Genomic DNA, 25083 nt, shown 5'->3' with positions numbered 1-25083 from the left:
ACGGGATGCTCCATGAGCGGCAGGCCCGTCATCCGGCAGGGGGTCCCACGGTCGGGTCAGGATACGGGTCGGCACGTGGATCGTCCGGCTCATCGTCGGGACCGGGATGGTGCCCACGAAGGTTGCGGTCCTCGCGTCGCAGCAAGGGCAGGAGCGCCAGCCCGAGGATCAACGTCGGGATCCCGCCCGCCAGCAGACCCCACCGGCTCCCGAACTCCTGTGCTATCCAGCCCATCAAGGGGGCGCCGATCACGGTGCTTCCGCCCCAGCACATGGCCCACAGCGCCATGACCCGGCCCCGCATGTCGGCCCGTGCGGTCAGTTGCAGGTTGGCCTTCGCACCGGAGTTGAAGGCAATGCTGGCGAATCCAACAAGGGCAAGGGCCACGAGGGCCGGCACGATCGTGGGGGCCAACGCGGCGAGAATCATGGTGGAACCCCAGGCGGCCGCCGTCAGGGACAGGGTGAAAGGGGTAGATGCGGCGCGCCGTCCGGCCGCGACCAGCCCACCGACAATGGAGCCGACGGACATCGCCGTGACCAAAGCACTGTAAGTGGCCGCGTTGCCGGCGAACGCATCCGTGGCCAACAACGGCAGCGTCGTCGGGAACTCCCACGCAAGGGTTCCGGTCACGATGATCATCAGCAGCGTGATCGCGAGATCCCGGGTCGTCAAGGCGTACCGCACCCCTTCCCGGACCTGACCGGGGGCACGGGGGGCCCGTTCCGACCGGAACATCTCGGACGGGCGCATCATCACCAGGCTTACGATCACGGATCCGAAGGATGCGGCGTTGCAGAAGAAGCAGGCAGGAATGCCGATGATCGCAACCAACGCGCCTCCGACCGCTGAACCGAGCACACGGGCAAGATTGATCAACACCGAACTCAGGATGATGGCGTTGGACAGGTCCGCATCCTCGACCAGTTCAGAGATGATGCTCTGGCGGGCCGGGTTGTCGAACACCGTGAGGCAGCCGAGGAGGAAGCTGAGACCGAGAAGGAGCGGATAGGTCATCCAACCGGTCAGGGCGAGCACGCCGAACACCGCGGAGCAGAGGGCGCATGCAGTCTGAGTGAACAAAAGCATTCGCCGTTTGTCGTGCCTGTCGGCTATCACTCCGCTGATCGGGCCGGCAACAAGATACGGCAAAAGGCGTATGCCCACGGCCAGTCCGAGTGCGGAGCCGCTGCCGGTCAGATGCAGGGTGAGAAACGCGATCGCCAGTGTCTGCATGAAATTGCCGGCAACGGATACTGACTGCCCCACCGTGTAGAGCCGGTAATTGCGCACGCGCAGGGAACTGCCGGCGGCCAGGAGCCTACGCCGCACGAGCTCCCGCGTGACGGTCATGAGGCGCGAACGCCGGGGACGTGTTCGGCCAGGCCGTGCGCCCCCGGCAGTTCAGGGTGTTCGCAATGGGTATTTCCGGACTGACTCACCGGTCGCTGACAACGGCGCCGGGAGGCGCGGCGACGGCGGCGCCGACCGGTGCCAGTTCGCGGATCCAGGTACGCAGCATGAGCCGGTCGCGGTCTTGGGGGTCGTCTCCGAAAGTGGTTCGGCCGTGCAGGAGCCGGCGGTTGTCGATCACGGCCAGCTGGCCGGGAGCCAGTTTGACTTCGAGGCGGTCAGGTGCAGCCACGGCCGCGGCCACTTCCTGGTCGAAGCGGTCAAGCGCCCGGATCTGGCCGTCAGTAAGCGGCGTTCCGGCCGGGTGCTTGTGCCCGAGCTCGATGTATTCGCGAAGGTAGTTCACATGCCACCGGCCGTCGGGCTGGTGCTCCAGGACAGGCCGCGGCACGGGCGGCACACCGTCTTCGCGCTGGTCGAAGAGGAACGGCTCCTGCAGCACCGCCAGGGAGGCGGGGTCGAGTCCGCGGATGATTGTCCCGGTAGGGACAAGGATGAGTCCGCCTCCGACCCTGGCTTGACGGATGCACAGGAGAGCGAACCAGTCCGGGGCGGTATCGGGGCGGTGGGGACCGTCGGTGTGGAATTGTCCGCCTTCGCGGCTGTCCGAGTACCGGCCAGTGGCGCCCTCGCCGAGCTTCACGCCGCGGTATTTCACTTCGCGCACGAGCTGGCCTGCGCCATCCTGGGGAAGCAGGCGACCCAGAGCAGAGGAGACGGCAGCGGCGTACCTGGCCGCCTGCCCGGGTTCCTGCACCGGGATGCCCTCGATGATGGCCAGACCATGCTCCCTCCAGCCTGGGCTGGTGAAGACGTCTTCACGGAAGGCACGGACGGAAGGGTTCTCTCCGTCCGGGGTGGTGTCGAGGATGGACGGGGGAAATGTCAGGTGTTCCATGGGCGGGCTCCTTACGGGCCGGAAGTTCTTGGCGGCGCGGGGCCGCACTGCGGAGACAGCTCCGGCGAAGGTCCACGGCTGGGGCCTTCGCCGGAGTGGAGGTGAAATCGGTGTCAGGAGGCGACGGCGCTCTGCTCTTGGACGAAGGAGTTCGTGTAGAGGGTGGAGGGATCGATGTCGACCGTCTTGACCTTGGCCCGGGTCTGTCCGCTGACGGTGTCATCGAACGGGCAGGCCTTGATCGCGTCAATGATCAGCTGCGCGGATTCGGGCGAGATCGTGTATTCGCCCTGGGACAGGGTGGGCCACCTCTTGGCGATGGCCTGGACGGCCTCGGCGGTTTCCTTGCCGGCGAGGTAGGTGGACGACAGCAGTTCGGCGATCTGCTCGGGCGTGCTTGAGCGGACATACTCAAGGGTGCGGGCCATGGCGTTGACCAGGCCTTGGACCGCTTCCGGGTGGTCCTTGGCGAACTCCGGGGTGACGAGCACCGATTCGGCCGGCCAGACCGCGCCCAGTTCGGCGACCGTGCTGTCGCGGGTGCCCAGGTCGTAAAGGGTGGAGACGAGTCCCGTTTCCTTCATGTAGCTCGTCATAGGCTCCATGAACGTCAAGACGTCGACGGTGCCTTCCTGGAGTCCCTGGGTGACGGCTTCGCGGCGTCCGTCGACCGCCGCCATCACCGGGGTGTAGCTTCCGCTCGGGAGTCCGGCGCGGGTGGCAAGGTAGCTGGTCACGATGCCCTTGGCGGAGTGGCTGGCGCCCTCGGCGATGCGGCGGCCGGCAAAGTCGGCGGCGGAGCGGACCTCGTCCTTGGCGGCGTCCGAGACCATCACCGTGATGCCGGGCGAGTCATGCAGGACCATGACGGCGAGCTGGGGTTTGCCGTTGACCACGCCGAAGACGGCGTGCTGGAACCAGTTCACCTGGGCCTCGAGACGGTCACCGCCGGCCTCGAGATCCTTGATCTCCTGCTTGTTCAGCAGGGTGACGGCGAGATTCTCGTCCTTGAAGTACCCGAGCTGCTCGGCGACGTAGGCGAGCCAAGATGCCTTCGAGCCGAGCCGCAGGGAAAGCTGCGGTTCCTGGGATTCAGCCATTGAACCCTCCTTCTGGAGCGGCTTCCGATCTCGCAGGATACGGACCGGTCCGCTCGCGTTCGCTAATGCACTACAACGTATCACTAACAAATACTCATGAATAGATCTATCAGCTGTTACTTTTCAAAAAGTTCCGTGTCATGCGCCGAATCCTTGAGGCGTCAATTGAGGGATTGCCGGCACGGCGCCTAGGCCGGCTACGGGGCCCGAAAGAAATGAGCGGCCCCCGGGGATCAGTTCAGATTCCGGGAGCCGCTCATACAGGGCTCGTGAAAGCAGGCGTTTGTGTCAGAGTGCCGCGCTGTCGGCTTCGTAGACACGGGCAGCGAATTCTTCCAGCGTGGAGGCGCAGTCCGCCAGCGCGTCCGAAACCTTGTCCGCCAGGGAGGCCCCGAGCATGTCGCGGGCCTTGACCTTCTGGTACCAACCCTTGAGCTTGACGAGGTCTTCCTCGTTTTCTTCGAGCTCACCGTAGGTGAAGTGCTCTTCCCGGACCTCTTTCTCGACCCCGGCGTGGAAATCGCGGCACTTGTCGAGGATCTCTTCGTATTCCTCGTTGCGGGCCTCATTGAACATCTCGACCAGATCCGTTTCGCCGATGATCGAGGTGGAGTTGATGAGGAAGGCTTTCCCGGACATCGACTCGACGATTTCGTTCCGCAGTGCCCGCATGGCCCGTTCGCTTGCCGCAGTACGTGGTACCGCCGCTGCCGAGTTCTGCATGTAAATGGCCCCCAGGTTGCGCAGTTTACGCCAGACGGCGGCACGCAGGCGGGTCGGCTCGCTCGGCACCCGGTAGACCAGGAGCAACCACGTCGGCGAGCCCTGAGCCTTCGCCGCCTGCCGCCCGTCGGAGGCGGCGGCCGCCAAGTCGGGCATGACAACCTCACCGTCGGATGGGGCCTCTTTGTTCGTATTGACGCTCATCTGGTCTCCTCACTCGAGCAAGACAATCGTACCCCGCGGACGCTCGAAAGTACCGTGACGAACAGCCCTCTGGATCCTTGACGGCCGCCAAGTCTCAAATGCGCCGCGACTTCCTCTCGAAACGATCAGCCGTTCCAGTAGGAAGCTAACTTACATGCCTAGATTTCAGATTAACTGTTGCTTAATGGATCTAACAGTCGTTAGCATGGTCAACGAACGCAAAAATTTACGAAACCAGAAAGGTGGTTGTCATGGGTTCAAGTACCGACTGGGGCTTGGCCATCTCCGTGTTCGTGGCCGCGATCGTGGAAATGGTCGAGGCCCTGACGATCGTGCTCGCCATGGGCATGACCAGGAGTTGGAAGTCCACGCTGTACGGTGTCGGAACGGCGCTAGTCGCCCTCACCGGCTTTACCGCGGTGACCGGATACGCGCTGGCGAACTGGCTGCCGAGATCGAGTCTTCAGCTGGTCATCGGAGTCCTGCTGCTGATCTTCGGACTGCAATGGCTCAAGAAGGCCATCCTGCGCTCGGCCGGCCGGAAGGCCATGCATGACGAAGCGCGGATCTACCAGAACAAGGTCAACGCTGCTGCCGCGGCCGGAGACAAGGTCCGCTTCGGGCTCGACTGGTTCTCCTTCGTCGTCAGCTTCAAGGGCACCTTCCTTGAAGGCGTTGAGGTTGTCTTCATCGTCATCACCTTCGGCCTGAACGCCAACAACATGCCGGTCGCCATCATGGGCGCCGTCGCCGCTGTCGTCGTCGTCCTGCTCGCCGCCATCGTCATCCATGCCCCGCTGACCAAGGTCCCGGAGAACACGCTCAAGTTCGGCGTCGGACTGCTGCTGACCACCTTCGGCACGTTCTGGGCCGTGGAGGGCCTGGGAGCCCTGACCCCCTCGCACACGAGCCTGGAATGGGTGATGTCGGACCTGGTCCTGCTGCCGATCCTCGCCGGGTGGGTGCTGCTCTCGGCGATCCTCGTCAAGATCCTGAAGGTGCCCGCGGACCAGGTCCCGGTCATCGAAATCATCCAGCCCGTCAGCGTCCGAGAGGAAGCCTAAAGCCATGAAATTCATCAAGGGATTCTTCCACTTCTGGTACGACTTCATCATCGGCGACGACTGGAAGATCGCCGTATCGGTCCTCATCCCGCTCGTCGTCGGGGCAGGGTTCGTCCTGAACGGCTTCGAGGAGTCGCTGCTCCTGCCCCCGATCCTGGCCGTCGCCTTGGCGGCATCCTTCGTCGTGGCCTTGGCCATCGACGTCAAGCAGCACCCGAGCGACTAGCCGCCGCGAGCGCTGCCGCCCAGATCGTGGCCCGGTGCCAGCCGCTTGCCCTGGCACCGGGCCGCTTCCACATCCGTTGTAGAAAAGGAGTCGTCATGTCCAAAGCCGCACACCTGCGCAGCCTCATCCGAGAAGGCAGGGCCCCCGTCCTGACGGCAGGAGCCCATGACGGACTCGGCGCCGTCCTTGCCGAACGGGCCGGATACCGCGCGGTCTGGGCCTCAGGGCTTGAAGTCTCCGCAGCCCACGCCCTGCCGGACGTCGGGCTCCTGGGCATCAGCGATTACCTGGCCGCTGCCAGGATCATGAACCAGGCCTGCGGGCTGCCGGTCATCGCCGACTGCGATACCGGATTCGGCAACGAACTCAATGCCGCCTACACCGTCCAGCAGTACGAAGCAGCCGGCGTCGCGGCGATCTGCATCGAGGACAAGGTCTTCCCCAAGGTCAACAGCTTCGCCGGTCACCGCCAGATGCTCGCCCCGATCGGCGAGTTCGCGCATAAGATCCGCGTCGCCAAGGCCTCCCAGAAAGACCCGGACTTCATGGTCATCGCCCGCACCGAGGCACTCATTGCCGGAGCCGGCATGGACGAGGCCATGGCCCGGGCACATGCCTACGCCGACGCCGGAGCCGACGCCATCCTCATCCACTCCAAGGCAAAGACCCACACCGAGGTCGAAGAATTCATGGTCCGCTGGGGCGGACGGCTCCCGGTGGTGATCGTCCCCACGACGTACTACGAATGGAGCGCCAGCGACGCCGGCCACGCGGGAGCCTCGATCGTCATCCACGCCAACCAAGGGCTCAGGGCCACCGTCAGCGCGGTCATGTCCGCCTTCTCCATCATGCTCAACGACGGCTGCTCAAGCGCCCTTGAAGGACAGATCGCCAGCGTCAAGGAGATCTTCGACCTGCAGCGCATGGACCAATGGCTGGAGCTGGAAGCATGATCGACTGCTGTGATCTCATCGCAGGCCTCGCAGCCCGGGGCTGGAACCAGGGATCCGGCGTCCCCTGCAGCACCTTCGCCGGCCCGATCGCGCACCTGAGCGCCTCCGGACACTACCGGGCAGCCGCCAACGAAGGCCTCGCGCTCTCCGGCGCCGTCGGCGCCCGGCTCGCCGGCCGCCGCGAAGCGGTCTTCCTCCAGAACAGCGGTCTCGGCAACCTCATCAATCCCCTGACCTCACTGTGTCACCCCTATGCCGTTCCCGTGCTTGCCCTTGTCAGCATGCGGGGCTGGCCCGACCCCGCCGCAGACGAGCCCCAGCACGCCCTCATGGGCCAGACGACGGAGACGATCCTCTCGGCCCTGGGCATCTGGCACACGATCCTCACCGCCGAATCCCTCGATGCGGCCCTAGACCGGGCGGAGCAGGTGATCTCCGGCGGTAGGAGCGCGTTCCTGCTGCTCCCCCACCGCTCCATCAGCCAGCACCCCGGCGCTACGCCGGCCCTGCCCACGGGCGGACCCGACACCGCCGATGTGACCTCAGCCGTCACGGACGCCTGCCCGCCCGGCACGGCGATTTTCGCAACCACCGGGTTCACCTCGCGCTACCTTCATGACGCCCAGGACCGGCCGGAGAACTTCTACATGCAAGGATCCATGGGACACGTCTCCTCCCTCGCGCTGGGCTACGCCAACGCGGCGCCGGAGAAAACCGTGATCGTCCTGGACGGCGACGGCGCCGCGCTCATGCATCTGGGCGCCGTGTCGACCATCGGCGCCGCACAGCCTGCCAACCTCGTCCACGTGGTCATCGACAACGGCGGGTACGAGTCGACCGGGTCGCAACAAAGCACCTCCGGAACCACCGACCTTGCCGCCGTCGCGAAAGCCTGCGGATACCGCGCCGCCTCCACGGTGGACACCGCCGCGGCCCTGCAGCAGCAGCTCGCGTCCGCTGCGGCGGCCCCCGGCCCGCACTTCATCCTCGTCCGGGCAGGACGAACCATCAGACAAACCCCCCAGCGTGCCGGCGCATCCCTGTCCCTGCCGCACATCGCGGCCCGGCTGCAGGACGCGACACTTCCAGCAGCAGCGGCCCCCAGCCATGCATGAGCTCCAGAACCTGCTCTTCAACGCCTCCAAACTCGGACGCGCACCACAACTGATCGAAGGCACCGGCGCCGCGTCAGCCCTGAGCAAGATCGTCGGCCGCTCCCCCCGCCGGGTGCTCGTCGTCGCGAGCCGGCGGACCGTCGACGCAGTCCCGGCCCTGGCCTCCCTCGTACGCCACGGCGCGCACCATTACGGACTGACACGGCCCAATCCGTCCGTCCAGGACGCACTGGATCTCTCGCGCGCCATCGCCGGAACCCGACCAGCCATCGTCTTGGCCGTCGGCGGCGGCTCTGCCATCGACCAGGCCAAGGCGGCGCGCCTGCTCAGGCCCGATCCCCGCCTGGTGGACTCGGGGCTGCGGGGGGACGCCTCATCGTTGCGGCCGGACCCCCCGCTCCTCGTTGCCGTACCGACGACCGCCGGAACCGGTGCCGAGATGACCCCCTTCGCCACCCTGTACCGCGGGCAGGCCAAGGTTTCCCTCGACCTTCCGCAATGCCGCCCCGACCTCGCGGTCCTCGACGGCGAGCTGACTCGAACGTGCCCGGACCGGCACAGCCTCGCCGCGGTCCTGGATGCCGTGTGCCATGCGATCGAGTCCGGCTGGAGCCTGGCCCGCACACCGTCGTCCCGCGTGTACGCCAACGCCGCCCGGGACCACCTCGCCACCCACCTGGCCCGCACCGCTCCCCTGTCCCCGGGGAACCGCTGGGCCGAGGATCCGGCGAACTCCGAGAACGGCCGCCACCTGCTCCTGCTCGCAGCGGCCGTCGCCGGGATAGCGATCGCCCAGACGCGGACTACCGGCGCCCACGCCTTCGCCTACCATCTCACGGCCGCCTACGGCGTCCCCCACGGATTCGCCTGCGCGGCAAGCATGTCCTGGATTGAAGCCCAGGCCAGCGCCCGGCGACCCGGGACAGTGGACGAGGCAACCCGCGCCGCGGTGGCTACCCTCAGACAGCACCTCGACGGCGCCCAAGGCGCCCGCCTTGTCAGCCTGCCCTCCCTCAACGGCAGCGCCCTCGAGGGCTACGTCGACGCCGGCCTTGCCGTCCGCTCACGGATGGCGACCCACCCGGTTCCCATCGATCGGCCAGAAGCCATCCGCCACATCCTGTCGGACGGCCGCCTCGGCGGACCATCCGCCGCCAATGTTGCACGAAAAATGCCACAAAACGCTTGACCCGGCCTTCACGAAAAAGTTAGGTTAGGTTAGGCTTATAAACTAACAGCTGATAGCAATTCTTGTGAACGGGGAGTCGCGCAGCTCTTAGGAAACGTCAAAGGTCATCAGAGTCGAGGCCAACCTCAACGGTCGCGACCGCGAACGAAAGAGGGCAGCATATGCGCTTCCTCGCACGACGCCTAGCGTTCTATCTCGTCACGGCGTGGGCTGCCATCACCATCAATTTCCTCCTGCCCCGGCTCATGCCGGGGGATCCGGTCCAGACTGTCATGGAGCGGTTCAACGGCCAGTTGTCACCGGAGTCCAGCGAAGCCCTCGCCGTGGCTTTCGGCCTGGACCGCAGCAAGAACCTGTTCCAGCAATATGTGGAATACATCGAACACCTCTTCCACGGAGATTTCGGACTCTCGTTCACCTATTTCCCGACACCCGTCTCCTCGGTGGTCGCCGACAGCCTGCCCTGGACGATCGGCCTGCTCGGGGTATCGACCCTCGTGGCGTCCCTGCTGGGAACACTTCTGGGCTGCATCGCCGGCTGGCGCCGGGGAACGTGGATGGACTCCGTACTCCCGGTCGGGGCATTCCTGCGCGGAATCCCGCACTTCTGGGTGGGCTTGCTGCTGGTGGCTGTCTTCGCCGTCGGGTTCGGCTGGTTCCCGGTCAGCGGCGGGTACGACCCGTCGGTGCCGCCCAGCCTGAGCCTTGAGTTCATCGGCACCCTGCTCTACCACTCGATCCTGCCGGCATTGACGATCGTCATCGGCTCACTCGCCGGCCACATGCTGATGCAGCGCAACATGATGGTGACCACCTTGTCCGAGGACTACGTCGTCGTGGCACAGGCCAAGGGCCTGTCCTCAAGAAGGGTCATGCTCAACTACGCGGCCCGCAACGCCATCCTCCCGGCCGTCGCCGGTTTTGCCATGGAGCTTGGCCTGGTCGTCAGCGGCTCGCTGCTCGTGGAGAAAGTCTTCTCCTTCCCCGGCATCGGCTACGTGATGTTCCAGGCCGTGAGCAACCAGGACTTCCCGCTGCTGCAGGCCATCCTTCTTGTCACGACGTTCGCCGTCCTGGCCGCGAACCTGTTCGCGGATGTGGCGTTCTTCGTCCTCGACCCCCGTACCCGGAACGCGTGAGGCATCCATGACATCCACCGCCGAAATCACCAAAGTCGTCACCAGCACCCGCCCACGCCGTAAAAAGCGCCACTGGCTGCGCTCCCGCAAGGTCCTCATCGGCGCATCGATCCTCGCCGTGTTCGCCGTCGTCGCGATCATCGGGCCCTGGATCGCACCGTACGACCCCTCCGCCACGGGCCCGGACGTCCTCATGCCCCCTTCTGCCCAGCACCTGCTCGGCACCACCGCACTGGGTGAGGACGTCCTCTCCCAGGTCCTCGCCGGCACCAGGCTCAGCATTGAAGTGGGCTTCCTCGCCGCGCTCATCAGCGAGACAGTCGCGATCCTGGTCGGAATCACCTCCGGATACCTTGGCGGCTCCGCAGACGAAGTCCTGTCACTGGGCACGAACATCTTCCTGGTCATCCCCGTGCTCCCCCTGCAGATCCTGATCATCGCCTACCTCGGAAATGTCAGCTGGGTGGTCACAGCGGCCGTCATCGCACTGACAGCCTGGTCCCACGGGGCACGCAAGCTGCGCGCGCAGACCATGTCGATCCGCAAGCGCGACTACGTCGAAGCGGCACGCGCCGCCGGGGAGCCGGCCTGGCGCATCGTCTGGTTCGAGATCCTGCCCAACGAGACAGCCATCATCGCCACCGGCTTCCTCTTCAGCGTCCTGTCCGGCATCGTCGTCCAAACCGGCCTGGCATTCCTTGGCCTCGGCGACGTCGCCAGCTGGAGCTGGGGATCGGTACTGCGCTGGTCCGAATCAAGCAACGCGTTCCTGACCGGTGCGTGGTGGTGGTACGTTCCCCCCGGGATCTGCCTCGCGCTGGTCGGCATGGGGCTTGCCTTGATCAACCTGGGCATCGACGAAGTGGTCAACCCCCGGCTGCGCGGCGTCGGCCGCGTCAAGACAGCCCGCGAACGCACCGGCTTCTCCCGCCGCCTCATCCAGCTGGACCACGACGCGGACCACGCCGCCACACCGTCCGAGGGCGGGAATTCCGTACTGGAGATCAAAGGGCTGCGCGTCGACTACCGGACCGCCCACGGAGGCCTTCCGGCCGTGCGGGGCGTAGACCTGACCCTGCGCCGGGGGGAGGTCCTGGGCATCGCAGGCGAGTCCGGATCAGGCAAATCAACCCTGGCCTTCGCCGTGACCCGCCTGCTGCGGGCTCCGGGCGAAGTTGTCGGCGGCTCCGTGAAGTACTTCGGCCGCGCCAAGGACGGCTCCCCCGTTCCCCCGCTGGACGTCCTCTCCGCGAGCCAGGCCCAACTCCGCCGCTACCGCTGGGAAGAGACCGCTGTCGTGTTCCAGGCCGCCATGAACTCCCTGAACCCGGTCCTTACCGTCCGCACCCAGCTCGAGGACACCATCCGCGCCCACCGGCCCGCGATGGCCGCCGCTGCAAGGGAGGAACGTGTCGGGGAGCTCCTGGATCTCGTCGGGATCGACCGGTCCCGGCTCGGTTCATACCCGCACCAGCTTTCGGGCGGGCAGCGCCAGCGCGTCATGATCGCCATGGCCCTTGCCTTGGACCCTGCCGTGGTCATCATGGACGAACCCACCACCTCACTGGACGTCGTGGTCCAACGCGACATCATCCGCTGCATTATGGACCTGCGCACCCGGCTGGACAGCTCGTTCATCTTCATCACGCACGATCTGTCCCTCCTACTGGAGATCGCCGACAGGATCGCCGTGATGTACGCGGGCGAACTCGTCGAGCTCGGTGACGCAGCCCAGATCCAGCACCAGCCACGACACCCTTACACCCGCCGCCTGCTGCTCTCCTTCCCGGTCCTGCGCGGCCCACGGAGGAAACTCGCCGCGATCGACGGTGCCGCACCGAACCTGCGCAGCATCCCGACGGGGTGCGCCTTCCACACCCGCTGCCCGCTCGCCACGGACATCTGCGCCCAGCAAGACCCGCCACTGCTGGCCTTGGTGGATCAGCCCGGCCAGGACTCCACGCCGAATGCCGCCGGCGACGTACGGCGTGTCGCCTGCCACCACGTGGATGAAACCCTACAACTGCGTCCCGTGGACGCTCTCATCCAAGAGGAGTTGCCCAGATGAACGCCGGAATCGAGGTGCTTCCCCTGTCCGAAACTGTCAAGAAGCCCGTGCTCGAGGCCAACGGCCTCGGTAAGACCTTCCATCTTGCCGGCGGGAGGTCCGCCGGCGGACACCGGAAGGTCGTGGCGGTCGACGCCGTCAACCTCGCCCTGTGCGCCGGGTCCACCGTGGCGCTCGTGGGCGAAAGCGGCTCCGGGAAGTCCACCGTTGCCCGTCTGCTCGCCCAGCTGCTCCCGGCATCAGCCGGCGAGGTGCGGCTGCACGGGGAACCCGTGCACCCCCGCACCGGGCGCCAGCGGCGCCGCTATGTCGGGGAAGTGCAACTACTCCTGCAGGACCCGTTCGCGTCCTTGAACCCCGTCCACACCATCCGCTACCAGCTCACCCGGGTGCTGCGGTTGCACGGTAACCACGCCGGGCGCCGGGGCATCGAAGAACAACTGGAAACACTTCTGTCCACCGTCCAACTCCATCCGGCGTCCCAATTCCTGGACAAGTACCCGCACGAGCTCTCCGGCGGCCAGCTGCAGCGCATCGCGATCGCCCGGACGCTGGCGGCCTCGCCCTCGGTCCTGCTGCTGGACGAACCGGTCTCCATGCTGGACGTGTCCATCAGGCTTGGCATCCTGAACCTGCTCGCGACCCTCAAGCAGCAGCAGGATCTGGCCATCCTCTATATCACCCATGACATTGCCTCCGCCCGGTACTTCGCGGACGAAATCCTGGTGATGTACCGCGGACACGTCGTGGAGCGCGGGCCGAGCGAAAGCGTGACCCAGCATCCTACACACCCCTACACCCAGTTGCTGATCGAGTCGGCCCCCGATCCGGCGCGTCGCGGCCGGGACGCGGCCGAAGTGCCGGGTATCGGCCGCGGTGGCGGCGCCGCGTCGGCGGCAGCCCCGACCGGCTGCCCGTTCGCCCGGCGCTGCCCCTTCGCGATGGATGTCTGCTTCACGCAGATGCCTGCCGTCTCGTCGGTGGACGAGGAGGGACACGACGTGCGGTGCTGGCTCAACAGCCCGGAAACGGCCGGCGGCCCACGGCACTAAGGTCCTGCACCAACAACGGGTCCTTAGGAGCCCGGGCGGCGAGGCTCAGCCCATGTCGCCCGGGCTCCCGCGCGTGCCGTCTGGCTCCGGCGCCTCCGCTGTTTTCTGTTCCGTCCGAAGCGTCCGGCGGACCGTTATGGCCGCGGCGCAGGTGACCAGCGCCGAGGCCAGGCCGCCTGTGGCGAATGCGGCCGCTGGCCCGAACTGTTCGGAGAGGTACCCCAGGACCGGGCCGCCCACGGGTGTTCCACCCGCGGTCGCGATCACGAACGCGGACATCACCCGGCCCCTGAGTTCGTAAGGAGTGACCACCTGGATCAGTGAATTCGCCGTGGTGTTGATGCTCAGCGCGAGAAAGCCCAGCGGAACCAGAGTAGCGACGAACCAGCCGTAGCTTGGCATGAACGCGGACGCGAGTTCGGTGATGGCGAACAGGGCGGTGACGAGAACCAGGTAGGAGAACCGGGGCCTGCCACGCCATGCGGACACCAGCGCACCCGCCATGGATCCGGCCGCAAGCGCTGTCAGCAGAACCCCGTAGCCTTGTGCGCCGGTGTCATACCGGCTTCTCGCGCTTAGGGCCAGCAGCACTGGCCAGTTCATGGCGAACGTTGATGTGACAAAGACGAGGCCCAGGGTGGCCCCGACCCGCCGGTCACGGACGATGTAGGACCACCCAGCCCGGATCTGCCCACGAGACCGCAAAGTGGGGGGTTCGACGAACAGCGCCTCACGGCGCATCAAAGCCACTGATGCGATAACAGCCAGGAAGGATGCGGCGTTGACAAGGAAGGCGGGACCCGCTCCGACCAGGACGATCAGGGCACCGCCGATGGCGGGACCGATCATCCGGGAGATATTGAACGTCGCCGAATTCAGCCCGACCGCTGCCGGAAGCCGGTCACGGCCGACCAATTCGATGAGGAACGATTGGCGCGTCGGGTTGTCCACCGCCGTGGCCACGCCCATGACGCCGGCAAGGACGTAGACGTCCGTGAGCGTGAGCTGCCCTGTGAGGGCAAGGACTCCGAGAGCCGCTGCGGCCAGCGCCAGCAGGGACTGGGTGATGATGAGCAGCAACCGTTTGGAGTAGCGGTCCGCCAGAAGTCCGCCCCACGAGCTCAACAGCATCATGGGGGTGTACTGGATCGCCGAAACAAGGCCGAGCGCGACGCCCGAGCCGTTGGTGAGATCCAGGACGAGCCAATCCTGGGCGACCCGCTGGGTCCAGGTTCCCGAGACCGACAGCAGCTGGCCGGCAAGAAAAAGTCGGTAGTTTCCCAGGCCAAGTGTCTCGACAGGACCGCCCGCTGTCGACGCCAGTCTCCGCGGGGGGCGGCTCGCTCCGCGAGGAGGTGGTGGCGTTAACAGTCGAACTCAACTCCCTACCCTCAGCGTGCGGCGTCCACCCGCGCGGACAACGATCAGTCAGTCATAGATGTGGGAATAGTTGATGCATACAAAGCACCGACGTCCCGTGCCGTCGTGCCGGCACTGCCTCTCGCGCGCTTCCCGGTCCGCCTTCCGCTGCTCCAGCCAGGCGTGCAACCGGGCCCGCAGCCGAAGTATCAGCATCGATCTCACGCACTCCTCCTTCAGTGGAGTATTCGGCTGACCCCGCGTCACTGCCGGGCAGGCTTCGGCTGTTGCCGGGCGGCGGCTTGGGACCGGGCAACCACGCGCTCGTGGACGGCACGGCGGCTTTTCATAGCGAACCGTTCCCTCCGCGCAGGAAGGGACGAAGGACGAGCCCGCACCCGCCACCGAAAAACCTAGCGATACTTTGAAAAACGAACAATTGATACATTTGACTCTCCATATCTGCTACATATAGTCTATCATGTCTGTTATTCAACAGATAGTAGGAGGCGTGGATGGATCTGCAACAGCTGTCCGGTGGAGCAAGTGTACGTCCAGCCCGGGCCGAGGACCTGCCACGAATCGTCGGCCTGCTCGAATCCGACGCACTCGGCCCCGCGGGCGGCCTGCCCGCCACGACCGCGGAAGGCTACCTCAGAGCCTTCGAAGCCATCACCGCCGAGCCCTCCAACGAGCTCTGGGTCGCCACCGATGAGGGCGGGGAAGTGATCGGCACTCTTCAGCTCACCTTCTTCACCACCTTGAGCTGGAGCGCTGCGCTCCGGGCCCAGCTCGCGGGAGTGCGGATCGCCGCGAGCCAACGGGGGCGGGGAACAGGGTCCGCACTGGTGGCGTGGGCCGTGGAGCGGGCCAAATCCAAAGGTTGCCGCGTCATACAGCTCTCCTCGGACAAGAGGCGGGCCGACGCCCACCGTTTCTACGCCCGGCTGGGCTTCGTTCCCAGCCATGAAGGACTGCGACTGGTCCTGCCGTGAAACCCGTCCGCGTGCTCGTCGCCCCCGATGCATTCAAGTCATCGCTGTCGGCCGCGGACGCCGCCCGCCACCTTGCCGCCGGCGTGGCCGGGGCAGGGGCGGACTGCACGACGGTCGAATGCCCCATCGCCGACGGCGGTGAGGGCACCATCGCCGTCCTGGAAAGCCTGGGGGCCGCCGTGCAGCGCATCGTCGTCAATGGCGCGCTCGGGCACCCGGTCCCGGCGTCCTGGGCTGCACTGGACGGAACCGCGTACATCGAGGTGGCCCAGGGATCGGGCGCGCACCACATACCGGCCCGCACCGCGCAGACCTGCCTGAGAGCGGCGAGCACCGGCGTCGGGCAGCTGATCACCGCGGCCCTCGACGCCGGACACCGCAAAATCGTCCTGAGCACGGGCGGCAGTGCCGTCAGCGACGGAGGAGCCGGCATGCTCCACGCCCTCGGCGCGGAATTCTCCCCCCACGATGCAGGCAGTGCCGGCGGAGGGACGCTCTCCTGGATATGCGGCGTGGACCTGTCGACCCTGGATCCGCGGCTGCAGGAAGCAGACATCACCGTGGCCGTGGACGTGAACAATCCGCTCCTCGGGGACACGGGAGCCGCGAAGACCTTCGCCCCGCAGAAGGGGGCCGGACCCTGGGAAATCGAACTCCTCGAGGCAGGCCTGACCCACTGGGCGGACCTCATCGACAGTAACGGCAGCAACCGCGCCCGGGAGGCCGGCACGGGAGCCAGCGGCGGCATCGGCTTCGCGGCAATGACGGCGCTGGCGGCCCGGCGCATCTCCGGGGCCGACATGGTCCTGGATCTCCTGAGGATCGACGCGCTGCTGAGCAAAACCGACCTCCTCGTCACCGGCGAAGGCTCGCTCGACAAGCAAAGCCTCTTCGGGAAGGCCCCCCTGGCTCTGGCAGCCCGCGCCGCTGCACACCGCGTCCCGACCGTCGTCGTCGCAGGCCGGGTGGAACTGACAACGCCGGAGCTTCTGGAACACGGCATCACCGCCTCCTGGAGCCTGGTCGAACTTTCCGGCTCGACCGCAGCCGCGCTCGGCGATCCCGGCCGATGGCTTCAGGAGGCCGGCCGCCTCGTCGCAACCCACGCATCGCAGCTGACCTGAGCACCCGGGCATGCGTCGGTGGCCGGACGTAGGAACGCCGTCCGGCCACCAATCCACAGGCCGTGTCAGTGATGGGCGGGGGCCAACCGGGCTGCGATGTCGACCACGGAAGGCTTGTTCGCCGTCGGCAGCCCGTACGGATCCTGCTCCGACGGCCAACCGCTGAACGCATCGGTCCGCCAGACTCCTGCCGCGGAGGGGTTGCCGAGCGGAATCACCGGCGCCTCGTCGACGAAGATCGACTGCAGGCCATCCAGCGCCTGTTTGAAGGCCGGACTCGAACTGTCAGAGGAAGCCATCGCGTTCAGGAACTCCCCGGCCTTCGGGTTGCTGTAGCGTTCCCAGTTGACGACGGCTTGCTTCCCCGCGGTAGGAACAGGCTGGGAGACCAGCCTGCTGAGATTGTCGTACAGGGAACCGGCGCCGCCGGCAGCACGCATCGACAACTGGAAATTACCCAGGGCCACATCCGAACGCCAGGACTGCTGCGATTCAGGCTTGACGGTCAGCTTGATCCCCGCCGCCTTCAGGCTCTCAGTCATCAGGGTCCCGGCGCGGACCCAGTCCCCGTACGGATTCGTCGTGGGAACGGTCAACGTCAGGGCAAGCTGCTTACCGTCCGGCGAGACAAAGTAGCCGTCCGAACCCAAGGTGTAACCGGCCCCCTGAAGGGTCTGCTTTGCCGCCGAGGCATCCCCGCTGCCCAGCGAAAGGCTCTTGTACTGGTCCGCGATCATATCCGAAGCCCCCGCACCGTCGAGCCCCGTCGGGGACTGGACCGGTTGTGCACCCGGACCGAAGGCCAGTTTCGCCAGGTTCGGCCGGTCGATCGCTTGGCTGATCGCTCTCCGGACCGCCGCGTCATCGGTCGGAGCCATGGTCGCGTTCGGCAAAAGATAGATGGAAACCCCGAACGTCGACGCCCACGAAGCCAAGGTCGACGGCGAACGCTGCGTGATCTGCTTCGGATCGGTATTCGATGACACAATCCAGTCCACCTGTCCACCCTGCATGGCGGCAACCATGCTGCTCTCGGAGTCATAGGCGAGATACTGGATGCTGTCCACCGCGGGCTTGCCGGCATCCCAGTAACCCGGATTCTTATCGAGGGTAATCACCTGCGGTGTGAAACTCTTGAGCATGAAAGGCCCGGTGCCGACAGGCTTCGGGTTCGCGAACGTCACCGGGTCCGCCACGGAAGACCACTGCTTTTTCTGAACGGGCTCGGTCACATACCAAAGAGTCTGGAACGCCGGAGCCGTGAAAGTCACAACAGCCTGCGTCGGGCTGGACGCCGTAGCCGACTTGATGGGCAAGCCATTGAAATTCAATGCCTTGAACTTGGTCATCAACTCAAAGGTGAAAGCCACATCGTCAGCCGTGAACGCGGTGCCATCCGACCACTTCACCCCCGGACGCAGATCGATCGTCAACTGGGTGCCGTCCGTGTTCCATTTGGCACTCTGCGCCAGCCACGGCTTGGTGGTGTCCTTGACATAGTCGACGAGCATCAGCGGCTCATAAATCACAAGCCCCGAATAGCCGCTCGAACTCCCGGACGCCTGCAAGAACGGGTTGAACTGGGACGTGAATGGCCCCGTAGCACCCGCGGCCATCCGCAAGGTGTGCGTACCACCACCCTGGCCAGAGCTTCCCCCACCGCAGGCACTCAGCGCAAACAACAGGAGCATGCAAACGCCGACAACGAACTTCCTGGACAGCTTCATCAATCTCATCGCGCACCCCGTCGTGGCCCGGGCCGCATCCCCACAGCGACCCTATTCAGAATCGTCAATCACAAAATGTATCAACTGTTAGATTTGAGAGTATCAATCGTCCGCCAGCTTGGTCAACGGACAACAACTCCCAATCGGCCCGCGGGAGAAAGGACTCGTCGCGCCCTTAACCAGGCTTGGGCGCATCTGACCAGGGCGGTCACCGGGTCGTCCACCCGCTATCCTGTCTCATGCCCTGGTCTCAAGCAGACGGACAAGAACAGGCAGAGCACGCATCAGGACGCGCCGATCGGCGGGGTCCAATGCTGACATTCGGGTTGTCAGGTACCGGTCCGCTCCCCTGCTTGCGTCAGTGAGCAGCCGTTGGCCTTCGGGTCTAAGCCGTATCCGGCAACTTCGTGCATCTGAATCATCGTGAGTTCTTTCCACCAGGCCCATGTCTTCGAGCCTGCCGGTCAGCCTGGTCGCTGTTGGCTTGCTGATTCCTTCTATTTCGGCGAGTCGTCCCACCCGCATGGGGCCTTTGCAGCCAAGAACGCTCAGGGCTGACATCTGCGCAGGTGTCAATGCCGTTCCTGAGTGCCTTCGCACCTGTCGTGCCAGTCGGATGACGGTCAGCCGCAGTGAGGTGATATCCGGGTCGCGCACGTCGTTGGTGCCTGGGGCTGTGTCGTCTGCAGTATGTGTCTTCGGCAAGAGCTTCTCCCGGTGCGCCATGGCCCGGGGCTGCAACTTGTCGCAGCCCCGGGCCATGCGTTTTGTGGTGGTGGCGCAACTGGGCCCTGTAGCTGCGGGCCCGATTACGAGACCGACGCCGGATCGTCAGGATGCGATGTAGCGGGCGTGGTTTGGTTGTACGCCCACGACGACGGCGTCGCCGGGGCGCGCTGTCAGGGAGGCCGGGGCGGAGGCGCGCAGTTTTGTTCCTTCGACGTCGATGACCAGTTCGAGACGGTCGCCGAGGAACTCCGCTCCGATGATCCGTCCGGGCATACGGTTTTGGCCCGGTAGGCCGTTGCGGTGCGAGCCGGCGGCCTCCACATCGATGTTTTCGGGTCGGATGCACACATTTCCGCCAGCTGAGGGCGTGTCTTGTCCTTCGCCGGCGCACGTGAACGTGCCGATGTGGGTGTTGGCGAGCACGTTGCCTGACTGGCTGGATGCCTGCCGGACGGGGATGAGGTTTGCGCTGCCGATGAAGTCTGCGACGAAGGCCGACTTTGGCTGTTGGTAGAGCCGTTCGGGGCGGTCGATTTGCTCGATGCGGCCTTGGTTCATGACGACCACGATGTCGGAGAGGGCCAGGGCTTCTGCCTGGTCGTGGGTGACGTACACGGATGTGACGCCGAACTGCTCCTGGAATGCCCGCAGTTCGAGCCGTAATTTGGTGCGGAGTTTGGCGTCCAGGTTGGACAGCGGCTCGTCCAGGAGCAGGACTTCCGGTTCGGAGAGCAGCGCCCGGGCCAGGGCGAGGCGCTGCTGCTGGCCGCCGCTGAGCTGGGTGGCCCAGCGCTCGGCGACTCCGGACAGGCCCACCTGGTCCAGCATGTCGAGGGCGCGTTGCTTCACGTTCTGCTGGCCTTTGCGGTTGCGGCCGTGGCGCAGCGGGAAGGCGGCGTTGTCAAGCACCGTCATGTGGGGCCAGATCCCGTAGTGCTGGGGAACCATGGCGATCGGCCGGTCCTCTGCGCTGACCTGGCGGCGCTGCGCGGCATCGAAAACGGTCTGCCCGGCCATGACGATGCGCCCGCCGTCGGGTTGTTCCAGGCCAGCCAGGCACCGCAGAGTGGTGGTCTTGCCGCAGCCACTGGGTCCCAGAAGGGTGACGAATTTGCCCTTGGGGACGTCGAAGGAGATGCCGTCCACGGCGTAGGCGGGATCCCCGGCGCGGGGGCGCCCGTAGGCTTTGCGCAGCTCGTGGATCGTGATCGAGCTTTCGTTGGGTGTTGTCATGTTGCTCATGCCTCTACTTCTGTGGTCCCGCGTCGGTTCACGAGCCAGACCGCTATGGTCGAAATCATCAGGATGACCACCGCGAGCGCGCTGGCCTGCGGGAAGTCGGCGCTGGAGGTGAAGGTGGTCCACAGCTCCACGACCAGCGTGCGGTTGTCGGAGCCTGTCAGCAGCAGTGCGATGGGCAGTTCTCCAAGGGCGTGGGCGAAGACCCATAGCCAGCTTTTCAGCAGGGCCGGACGAAGCAGCGGCAGCAGGATCGTCCGAGTCACCGTGAAGGGTGAGGCACCGGTGACGCGCGCTGCCTCGATCAACCCGTCGTCGAGTTGGAGCAGCGCGGTCTGGATGAGCCGTGATGCCCGTGGCAGGAACCGGGTCACGAGTGCGACGACGATGATCCCGACGGTGCCGTAGATCGGTACGGGGACGAAGAGGTACAGGTACAGGACGGCGACACCGAGGACGACGCTGGGAACGCCGAAGGCCAGGGACGTCGTCTCGAAGAGCACGGTGCTGCCACGGAAGCGACGGCGGGCGGCGGCGACGGCGATCCAGGTCCCGATCGCTGTGGCGGCCGTGGCGGTCACCAGGACCACTTCGGCCGTGTTGAGCATGACCTGGCCCATTCCACGGCCGGTGAGGACCCGGGCGTAGCTGTCGAAGCTGAGGTCCTGCAGGCCGTCCCAGCTGAGCGGCCGGGCGAAGGGCGACAGGCTGGTCCAGATCAGGGCAAGCACCGGCAGGACGACGCCGAGGAACGTGTATACGGAGACCACGATGACCACGGGAATCCGCCACTTGCCGAGGGGTGTGCGGGTCTGCCGGTAGCCTTTGCCGCTGACTACCCGGAAGCGGTGGGCGTCACGGACACGGCGGCGGTAGATCATGAGCATCGCGAAGGAGAGCACGAGCATGAGCACGCCGTAGGTGCTGGCCTTGGAGTAGTTCGCAAATCCGCTGGGCGGTTGCAGGGAGTACTGGATCAGGCTGCTGAAGACGAACGTCCGGTTGGGCAGGCCCAGGAGGGCCGGGATCGCGAATCCTTCCAGGATCACCACGATGAGCAGCATGGACGCTGCCGAGACGGCCGGGCCGATCAGGGGCAGCACGATGAGCCGGAGCCGGCGCGTCAAGGGTGCGCCGAGGGTGGCTGCTGCTTCCTCGAGTTCGGGGTTCAGCCGTCCGAGGGCAGGGGCGATCATCAGGTACATGCTCGGCACGCCGAAGATTCCCATCACCATGATCATCCCGGGCATCGAGTAGACGTTGATGTGGATTCCGACCTGCTGGAGCAGGATGGCCAGTGGCCCGTTGGAGGGGTTGGCGACCAGTGCCCAGGCGATCGCCGTAACGGTGACGGGCACTGCCATGGGTGCCAGCGCGAGCGGTGCCAGGAACTTGCGTCCGGGGATGTCGGTGCGTTCGAAGAGGTAGGCAAGGCACAGGCTGAGCACGAGTGAGACCAGCAGGGAGCCCACTGTGTAGATGGCGGTGTTCAGTGCCACCGAGCCGAGCTGGCCGGACTGGAAGATGTTGACGTAGTTGGCTGCGGAGAAGCCGGGAACGTCGAAGGGCAGGTCGGTCGCCGAGGCCTTGAAGCTGCTGTAGACCAAGATGACCACGGGGACAAGGACAAGGTAGCCCACCAAGAGGGCCAGCGCCGTGTTGAGGGCGATGCCAGCCCATCCGCGGGTGTCCCGTCCGATGCGCCTGGTGCGGCTAGGTGGCGGAGGGGCCACCCCAAGGCGGGGTGCCTCCGTTGTTTTCACTGACATTAGGGTACTCCTACCCGATGTTCGTTCCGAGGGCCGTCTGGGCCTTGGGGAAGAAGTCGGCGAGCGAGGTGTAGCCGTCGGCGGTGGTCGGGTCCCACTTGATGCCCGCGGCGCAGATGGTTTTCAGGACCGTGCTCTGGCCCGGGTTGGAGCAGTCGGTACTCGTGGGAATCCGTGAGTTGTAGCTCTTCGCCAGGGCTGCCTGGGCCGGGTCGGAGGACAGGAACGAGGTGAGCAGCACGGCCGCGGCCGGGTGCGGTGCCCCCTTGGGGACGTAGAGGTAGGACTCGTTCGCGTTCGTGGGCGAGATCGGTGCCATCGCCACGGGGGCGCCCTTCTTCTGCGCTTCGAGGACGAGGTTGATGAGGCTGGTTCCGATGCTGACCTGCCCGGACTCGATCAGGGACTCCGCCGAGGTGGTGTCGGTGGTGTAGTGGGGTTTCTGGGCGGCGAACTGCTTCGCCCAGGCGTCGGCTTTGTCCTGTCCCATGGACGGGTCAAGATCCCAGACCGTCATGAAGTCCGCCCGCGAATCGGCGGCGACCTGTCCGCCGGCCCAGCGCGGGTTCAGCAGATCGTCCCAGGTGTGGGGCACGTCGGCGGGCTTCACTTTGGTGGTGTTGTATGCCCAGACCTTCGGCGCGGACCAGATGTAGACCAGTTTGTTCGAGAACATGGAGTCCTCGGCGGGGACGCCGTACTGGGTCCAGTCCACTGTGTCGGCAAGCGTCTGGGCCGGCGGCACGGTCAGGCCACCGGCGAAGGCGACGTCTATCGAGACCTTCTTCGCCGCGACTTCGACTTTGAGCTGGCTGACCTGGTCCGGTGCCTTGGTGTTGGTGTACTTGACCTTGATGCCGGGGTATTTCTGTTCGAAGAGGTCGATGGCCGGCTGCATCTGGGCCTGCGGCTTGGCGGCCGACCAGTCGACTTCTCCCTCGGTCTGGGCCTGTTTGACCAGCTCGTCCATCGTGAGCGCCACCGCGGCGAAGACGGCCATCAGCGTCATCTTCGGGCGCGGCACGGTGGCCCGCTTGTTGGTCTTGTTCCGGTTGTTCATGAATCCTCCTGGTTTGCTCTGCGCCGACGGCGTTGGCGGCGGACAGTCAGTGCGCGATCACTGCCGCGCTGTAGATGCGGGCGGCGTTTCCGCCAAGGATGGCTGCCCGCTGGGTGTCGTCGAGTTCGGGCAGGTGCGCTTCGATGGAGTGGAGCAGCTGCGCGGGGGTTCCTGCCGAAGCGGGAAAGTTCGAACCCCACATGATGCGCTCGGCGCCGAAGGTTTTCACGAGCCGGCCCAGGACGTCGGTGACGTTGGCGTCCGGTTCGTCTCCCAGCCGTTTGATGGCCGGAGGGGTGATCTTCAGGTGTACTCCGGTGAAGCGGGCGAGCTGGCCCAGTTCACCGAGATGGGTGTAGGGCGGGCCGCCGGCGGCGTTGGGGCGTCCGGCGTGGTCGAGCAGGACCGTCATGCCCGGGCGTGTTTCGAGGACCTGGGCGAGCTTCGGCGCGTCCTTGGAGTGCATCTGGATGCAGACCGGGACGTTGTTGGATGCGACATAGTCCCAGACGGCGTCCATCCGCTCGTCGGACACACCGGATCCAGGCGTCGGAACTTTGGTGGTTCCGTCGGCGACCCGGATTCGGACCCCGCTGAACCCCTCTTCCTCGATCAGCTGCTGGAGGTCCGCGACGGCGGAGTCGGCGAGGAAGTCTACTGCTCCGACGCCGCCGCCCTGGCCCGGTACCGGGCCAGGGCGGCGGCGGCGTAACGGTTGTCAAAGCCGTACACGGTGGATGCGTGGACCAGCGCCGCCCGTTCGATCCCGGCCTCATCGAGATTGCGGATCAGGCCGTCGACGTCGACGGGCCGGGTCTGGGACCATTCCGAGCGGGTTCCACCCAGGGGCTTGACGGGGAATCTGTCGGTGTCTGCCGAGATGGCGTGGGTGTGGGTGTCAAAGTAGTGCATCAGTCCTCCTCGGACGCGGGCTTAGGGTATGGGGGGCTGCCGGGCATGAGCGGCTCACGGCTCCCCCACGTATTTTTCGAAGTCGGCGAAAATCTTCTCGGCTGAAAGGTCCGTGCGGATGACCTCTTGTTCCCGGGCGTAGCGCAGTGCCGTGTCCAGCGTCGAGAGCAGGGTGTCAGTGACGCCGTACTGGATGACCTTTTCGCGGGTCGATCCGGTGGGAACCTCGGGGCGGGCTGCGTCGATGCTCTGCTGGAAGGCCCGGTACACTGCCCGGACGCCGTCGGGATTGGCTTCGGCCAGTTCCCGCCGGATGACGGCGAGGTGGTTGATCGGCACCCAGCCGTGGTCCTGTTGGTACTGGTCCTGGCGCGTCTTCCAGTCTGGAAGCAGCGGTTTGAGGCCGGGAACATGGTCGGCCGAGCGGGCGCCCATGACGACGGCGGCGACGTCGCCGTCGGTGAGCAGCTCCACCAGTTTCCGGTCGGTGCGTTCCACATTTCCCGGCTCATGGGCGCCGGCCACGTGCGGGCCTTCAGTGGTCACCCAGGTGACGTCCTGGGACCGGAGACCGTAGGTGTCGGCGAGCATCCCGCGGACCCACAGACCCGTCGTCTGGCTGTGTGCGCGGACCCCGACCTTCCTGCCGGCGAGGTCCCGGGGGCTGACCCTGCCGTCGCCGTCCCAGACGGAGATGGAACGGTGGTGGAAGTTGCCGTGCAGGACCACTGGCAGTGCCACAACCGGAACGTCGGCTTCGATGGCCTGGAACAGCGTGGCGATCGCCAGTTCGCAGACGTCGTAGCGGCCCTCTCGCACCATCGGAGCGAAGGCCCGGTGGATGGGTTCGACCTCGACGAAATCGAGGTTCACGCCCTCCGCGGTCACGGCGCCCTCCTTGAGGGGCCGGGTGTGCTCGTAGTCGCGGAGTGCGACGGTCCAATTCGTGGTCATCGGAGCTCCTTTGCTAAGCGACCTTTTGTTATACAATCCACGTTCAAACTAACAGTGATCCCCGTCACTT

General features: G+C 65.8%; 22 protein-coding genes and 1 pseudogene. 10 read left to right on the top strand and 13 right to left on the bottom strand.

Translation table 11 applies throughout. From position 1 onward, the window contains the following. Positions 1–28: 28 nt before the first annotated feature. The 4 genes from ABCW42_RS03385 to ABCW42_RS03370 form a co-directional block, all read right to left on the bottom strand. Positions 29–1354 (bottom strand): MFS transporter, encoded by a 1326-nt coding sequence (locus ABCW42_RS03385; RefSeq protein WP_423183520.1) that lies wholly within the window; start codon positions 1352–1354, stop codon positions 29–31. A gap of 85 nt (positions 1355–1439) precedes the next feature. Beyond that, positions 1440–2312, bottom strand: coding sequence for a TauD/TfdA family dioxygenase (locus tag ABCW42_RS03380; RefSeq protein WP_423183519.1), 873 nt, complete (start codon positions 2310–2312; stop codon positions 1440–1442). Positions 2313–2425: 113 nt separating this feature from the next. Next, entirely contained in the window at positions 2426–3412 is a 987-nt protein-coding gene (locus ABCW42_RS03375) for an ABC transporter substrate-binding protein (RefSeq protein WP_423183518.1), read from the bottom strand. Positions 3413–3700: 288 nt separating this feature from the next. Beyond that, positions 3701–4339 (bottom strand): Chromate resistance protein ChrB, encoded by a 639-nt coding sequence (locus ABCW42_RS03370; protein WP_423183517.1) that lies wholly within the window; start codon positions 4337–4339, stop codon positions 3701–3703. A gap of 251 nt (positions 4340–4590) precedes the next feature. On the opposite strand from ABCW42_RS03370, the gene ABCW42_RS03365 reads away from it, so the two are divergent. From ABCW42_RS03365 to ABCW42_RS03330, 8 genes are all read left to right on the top strand, one after another. Next, positions 4591–5403, top strand: coding sequence for a COG4280 domain-containing protein (locus ABCW42_RS03365; RefSeq protein WP_133205159.1), 813 nt, complete (start codon positions 4591–4593; stop codon positions 5401–5403). 4 nt (positions 5404–5407) lie between these two features. Then, positions 5408–5629 carry a hypothetical protein gene (locus ABCW42_RS03360; protein ID WP_423183516.1) on the top strand — a complete coding sequence of 74 codons (222 nt, stop codon included), beginning with the start codon at positions 5408–5410 and terminating at the stop codon, positions 5627–5629. Positions 5630–5724: 95 nt separating this feature from the next. After that, positions 5725–6582, top strand: coding sequence for an isocitrate lyase/phosphoenolpyruvate mutase family protein (locus ABCW42_RS03355; RefSeq protein WP_423183515.1), 858 nt, complete (start codon positions 5725–5727; stop codon positions 6580–6582). After that, the gene (gene aepY / locus ABCW42_RS03350; protein ID WP_423183514.1) at positions 6561–7697 is read left to right on the top strand and encodes a phosphonopyruvate decarboxylase; all 1137 of its coding nucleotides are present in this window, start codon (positions 6561–6563) and stop codon (positions 7695–7697) included. The genes ABCW42_RS03355 and aepY overlap by 22 nt, the downstream gene beginning before the upstream one ends. Further along, positions 7690–8886: an iron-containing alcohol dehydrogenase gene (locus ABCW42_RS03345; protein ID WP_423183513.1), complete on the top strand. Its 1197-nt coding sequence runs from the start codon at positions 7690–7692 to the stop codon at positions 8884–8886. Before aepY ends, ABCW42_RS03345 begins: the two co-directional genes overlap by 8 nt. A 161-nt stretch (positions 8887–9047) precedes the next feature. Beyond that, the gene (locus tag ABCW42_RS03340; protein ID WP_423183512.1) at positions 9048–10025 is read left to right on the top strand and encodes an ABC transporter permease; all 978 of its coding nucleotides are present in this window, start codon (positions 9048–9050) and stop codon (positions 10023–10025) included. A 7-nt stretch (positions 10026–10032) separates the two neighbouring features. Beyond that, positions 10033–12093: a dipeptide/oligopeptide/nickel ABC transporter permease/ATP-binding protein gene (locus ABCW42_RS03335; protein WP_423183511.1), complete on the top strand. Its 2061-nt coding sequence runs from the start codon at positions 10033–10035 to the stop codon at positions 12091–12093. Next, positions 12090–13145 carry an ABC transporter ATP-binding protein gene (locus ABCW42_RS03330; RefSeq protein ID WP_423183510.1) on the top strand — a complete coding sequence of 352 codons (1056 nt, stop codon included), beginning with the start codon at positions 12090–12092 and terminating at the stop codon, positions 13143–13145. The genes ABCW42_RS03335 and ABCW42_RS03330 overlap by 4 nt, the downstream gene beginning before the upstream one ends. Before the next feature lie 45 nt (positions 13146–13190). Here ABCW42_RS03330 and ABCW42_RS03325 read toward each other — a convergent pair whose 3' ends face one another. Continuing rightward, positions 13191–14393 (bottom strand): MFS transporter, encoded by a 1203-nt coding sequence (locus ABCW42_RS03325; RefSeq protein WP_423184796.1) that lies wholly within the window; start codon positions 14391–14393, stop codon positions 13191–13193. 626 nt (positions 14394–15019) lie between these two features. Here ABCW42_RS03325 and ABCW42_RS03320 point away from each other — a divergent pair. Beyond that, a complete protein-coding gene (locus ABCW42_RS03320; RefSeq protein ID WP_423183509.1) occupies positions 15020–15499 on the top strand; it encodes a GNAT family N-acetyltransferase in 480 nt (159 codons plus the stop codon). Then, a complete protein-coding gene (locus tag ABCW42_RS03315) occupies positions 15496–16623 on the top strand; it encodes a glycerate kinase (protein WP_423183508.1) in 1128 nt (375 codons plus the stop codon). Before ABCW42_RS03320 ends, ABCW42_RS03315 begins: the two co-directional genes overlap by 4 nt. Positions 16624–16688: 65 nt before the next feature. Here the strand turns inward: ABCW42_RS03315 and ABCW42_RS03310 are convergent, their stop codons facing one another. The 8 genes and pseudogenes from ABCW42_RS03310 to ABCW42_RS03275 all read right to left on the bottom strand — a co-directional run bounded on the left by ABCW42_RS03310 (position 16689) and on the right by ABCW42_RS03275 (position 25013). Then, a complete protein-coding gene (locus ABCW42_RS03310) occupies positions 16689–18134 on the bottom strand; it encodes an ABC transporter substrate-binding protein (protein WP_423183507.1) in 1446 nt (481 codons plus the stop codon). A gap of 453 nt (positions 18135–18587) precedes the next feature. Continuing rightward, complete coding sequence (locus ABCW42_RS03305; protein ID WP_423184795.1) at positions 18588–18875, bottom strand: MarR family winged helix-turn-helix transcriptional regulator; 288 nt, start codon at positions 18873–18875, stop codon at positions 18588–18590. A gap of 306 nt (positions 18876–19181) precedes the next feature. Next, positions 19182–20321, bottom strand: coding sequence for an ABC transporter ATP-binding protein (locus ABCW42_RS03300; RefSeq protein WP_423183506.1), 1140 nt, complete (start codon positions 20319–20321; stop codon positions 19182–19184). After that, a complete protein-coding gene (locus tag ABCW42_RS03295) occupies positions 20318–22087 on the bottom strand; it encodes an ABC transporter permease (protein WP_423183505.1) in 1770 nt (589 codons plus the stop codon). Before ABCW42_RS03295 ends, ABCW42_RS03300 begins: the two co-directional genes overlap by 4 nt. 10 nt (positions 22088–22097) lie before the next feature. After that, entirely contained in the window at positions 22098–23147 is a 1050-nt protein-coding gene (locus ABCW42_RS03290) for an ABC transporter substrate-binding protein (RefSeq protein ID WP_423183504.1), read from the bottom strand. Positions 23148–23193: 46 nt separating this feature from the next. Next, positions 23194–23775, bottom strand: a pseudogene (locus ABCW42_RS03285) (amidohydrolase family protein); the annotation flags it as partial. Positions 23776–23801: 26 nt separating this feature from the next. Beyond that, positions 23802–24059 carry a hypothetical protein gene (locus tag ABCW42_RS03280; protein WP_423183503.1) on the bottom strand — a complete coding sequence of 86 codons (258 nt, stop codon included), beginning with the start codon at positions 24057–24059 and terminating at the stop codon, positions 23802–23804. Positions 24060–24113: 54 nt separating this feature from the next. Beyond that, positions 24114–25013, bottom strand: a complete 900-nt coding sequence (locus ABCW42_RS03275; protein ID WP_423183502.1) for an ABC transporter substrate-binding protein — start codon at positions 25011–25013, stop codon at positions 24114–24116. Positions 25014–25083 lie beyond the last annotated feature (70 nt).

Origin of the sequence: Arthrobacter sp. NyZ413 (assembly GCF_049390645.1) — a bacterium.
Taxonomy (GTDB): Bacteria; Actinomycetota; Actinomycetes; order Actinomycetales; family Micrococcaceae; genus Arthrobacter.
The sequence above is the reverse complement of the archived record's forward strand: the minus strand, read 5'-3'. Positions and strand labels throughout refer to the sequence as shown.

Bases quoted from the DNA above. Each gene is read 5' to 3' on its own strand.
- ABCW42_RS03385 (WP_423183520.1), bottom strand. From the start codon at position 1,354: ATGACCGTCACGCGGGAGCTCGTGCGGCGTAGGCTCCTGGCCGCCGGC.
- ABCW42_RS03380 (WP_423183519.1), bottom strand. From the start codon at position 2,312: ATGGAACACCTGACATTTCCCCCGTCCATCCTCGACACCACCCCGGAC.
- ABCW42_RS03375 (WP_423183518.1), bottom strand. From the start codon at position 3,412: ATGGCTGAATCCCAGGAACCGCAGCTTTCCCTGCGGCTCGGCTCGAAG.
- ABCW42_RS03370 (WP_423183517.1), bottom strand. From the start codon at position 4,339: ATGAGCGTCAATACGAACAAAGAGGCCCCATCCGACGGTGAGGTTGTC.
- ABCW42_RS03365 (WP_133205159.1), top strand. From the start codon at position 4,591: ATGGGTTCAAGTACCGACTGGGGCTTGGCCATCTCCGTGTTCGTGGCC.
- ABCW42_RS03360 (WP_423183516.1), top strand. From the start codon at position 5,408: ATGAAATTCATCAAGGGATTCTTCCACTTCTGGTACGACTTCATCATC.
- ABCW42_RS03355 (WP_423183515.1), top strand. From the start codon at position 5,725: ATGTCCAAAGCCGCACACCTGCGCAGCCTCATCCGAGAAGGCAGGGCC.
- aepY (WP_423183514.1), top strand. From the start codon at position 6,561: ATGGCTGGAGCTGGAAGCATGATCGACTGCTGTGATCTCATCGCAGGC.
- ABCW42_RS03345 (WP_423183513.1), top strand. From the start codon at position 7,690: ATGCATGAGCTCCAGAACCTGCTCTTCAACGCCTCCAAACTCGGACGC.
- ABCW42_RS03340 (WP_423183512.1), top strand. From the start codon at position 9,048: ATGCGCTTCCTCGCACGACGCCTAGCGTTCTATCTCGTCACGGCGTGG.
- ABCW42_RS03335 (WP_423183511.1), top strand. From the start codon at position 10,033: ATGACATCCACCGCCGAAATCACCAAAGTCGTCACCAGCACCCGCCCA.
- ABCW42_RS03330 (WP_423183510.1), top strand. From the start codon at position 12,090: ATGAACGCCGGAATCGAGGTGCTTCCCCTGTCCGAAACTGTCAAGAAG.
- ABCW42_RS03320 (WP_423183509.1), top strand. From the start codon at position 15,020: ATGGATCTGCAACAGCTGTCCGGTGGAGCAAGTGTACGTCCAGCCCGG.
- ABCW42_RS03310 (WP_423183507.1), bottom strand. From the start codon at position 18,134: ATGCTCGTCGACTATGTCAAGGACACCACCAAGCCGTGGCTGGCGCAG.
- ABCW42_RS03305 (WP_423184795.1), bottom strand. From the start codon at position 18,875: ATGCGGGTGGGACGACTCGCCGAAATAGAAGGAATCAGCAAGCCAACA.
- ABCW42_RS03300 (WP_423183506.1), bottom strand. From the start codon at position 20,321: ATGAGCAACATGACAACACCCAACGAAAGCTCGATCACGATCCACGAG.
- ABCW42_RS03295 (WP_423183505.1), bottom strand. From the start codon at position 22,087: ATGTCAGTGAAAACAACGGAGGCACCCCGCCTTGGGGTGGCCCCTCCG.
- ABCW42_RS03290 (WP_423183504.1), bottom strand. From the start codon at position 23,147: ATGAACAACCGGAACAAGACCAACAAGCGGGCCACCGTGCCGCGCCCG.
- ABCW42_RS03280 (WP_423183503.1), bottom strand. From the start codon at position 24,059: ATGCACTACTTTGACACCCACACCCACGCCATCTCGGCAGACACCGAC.
- ABCW42_RS03275 (WP_423183502.1), bottom strand. From the start codon at position 25,013: ATGACCACGAATTGGACCGTCGCACTCCGCGACTACGAGCACACCCGG.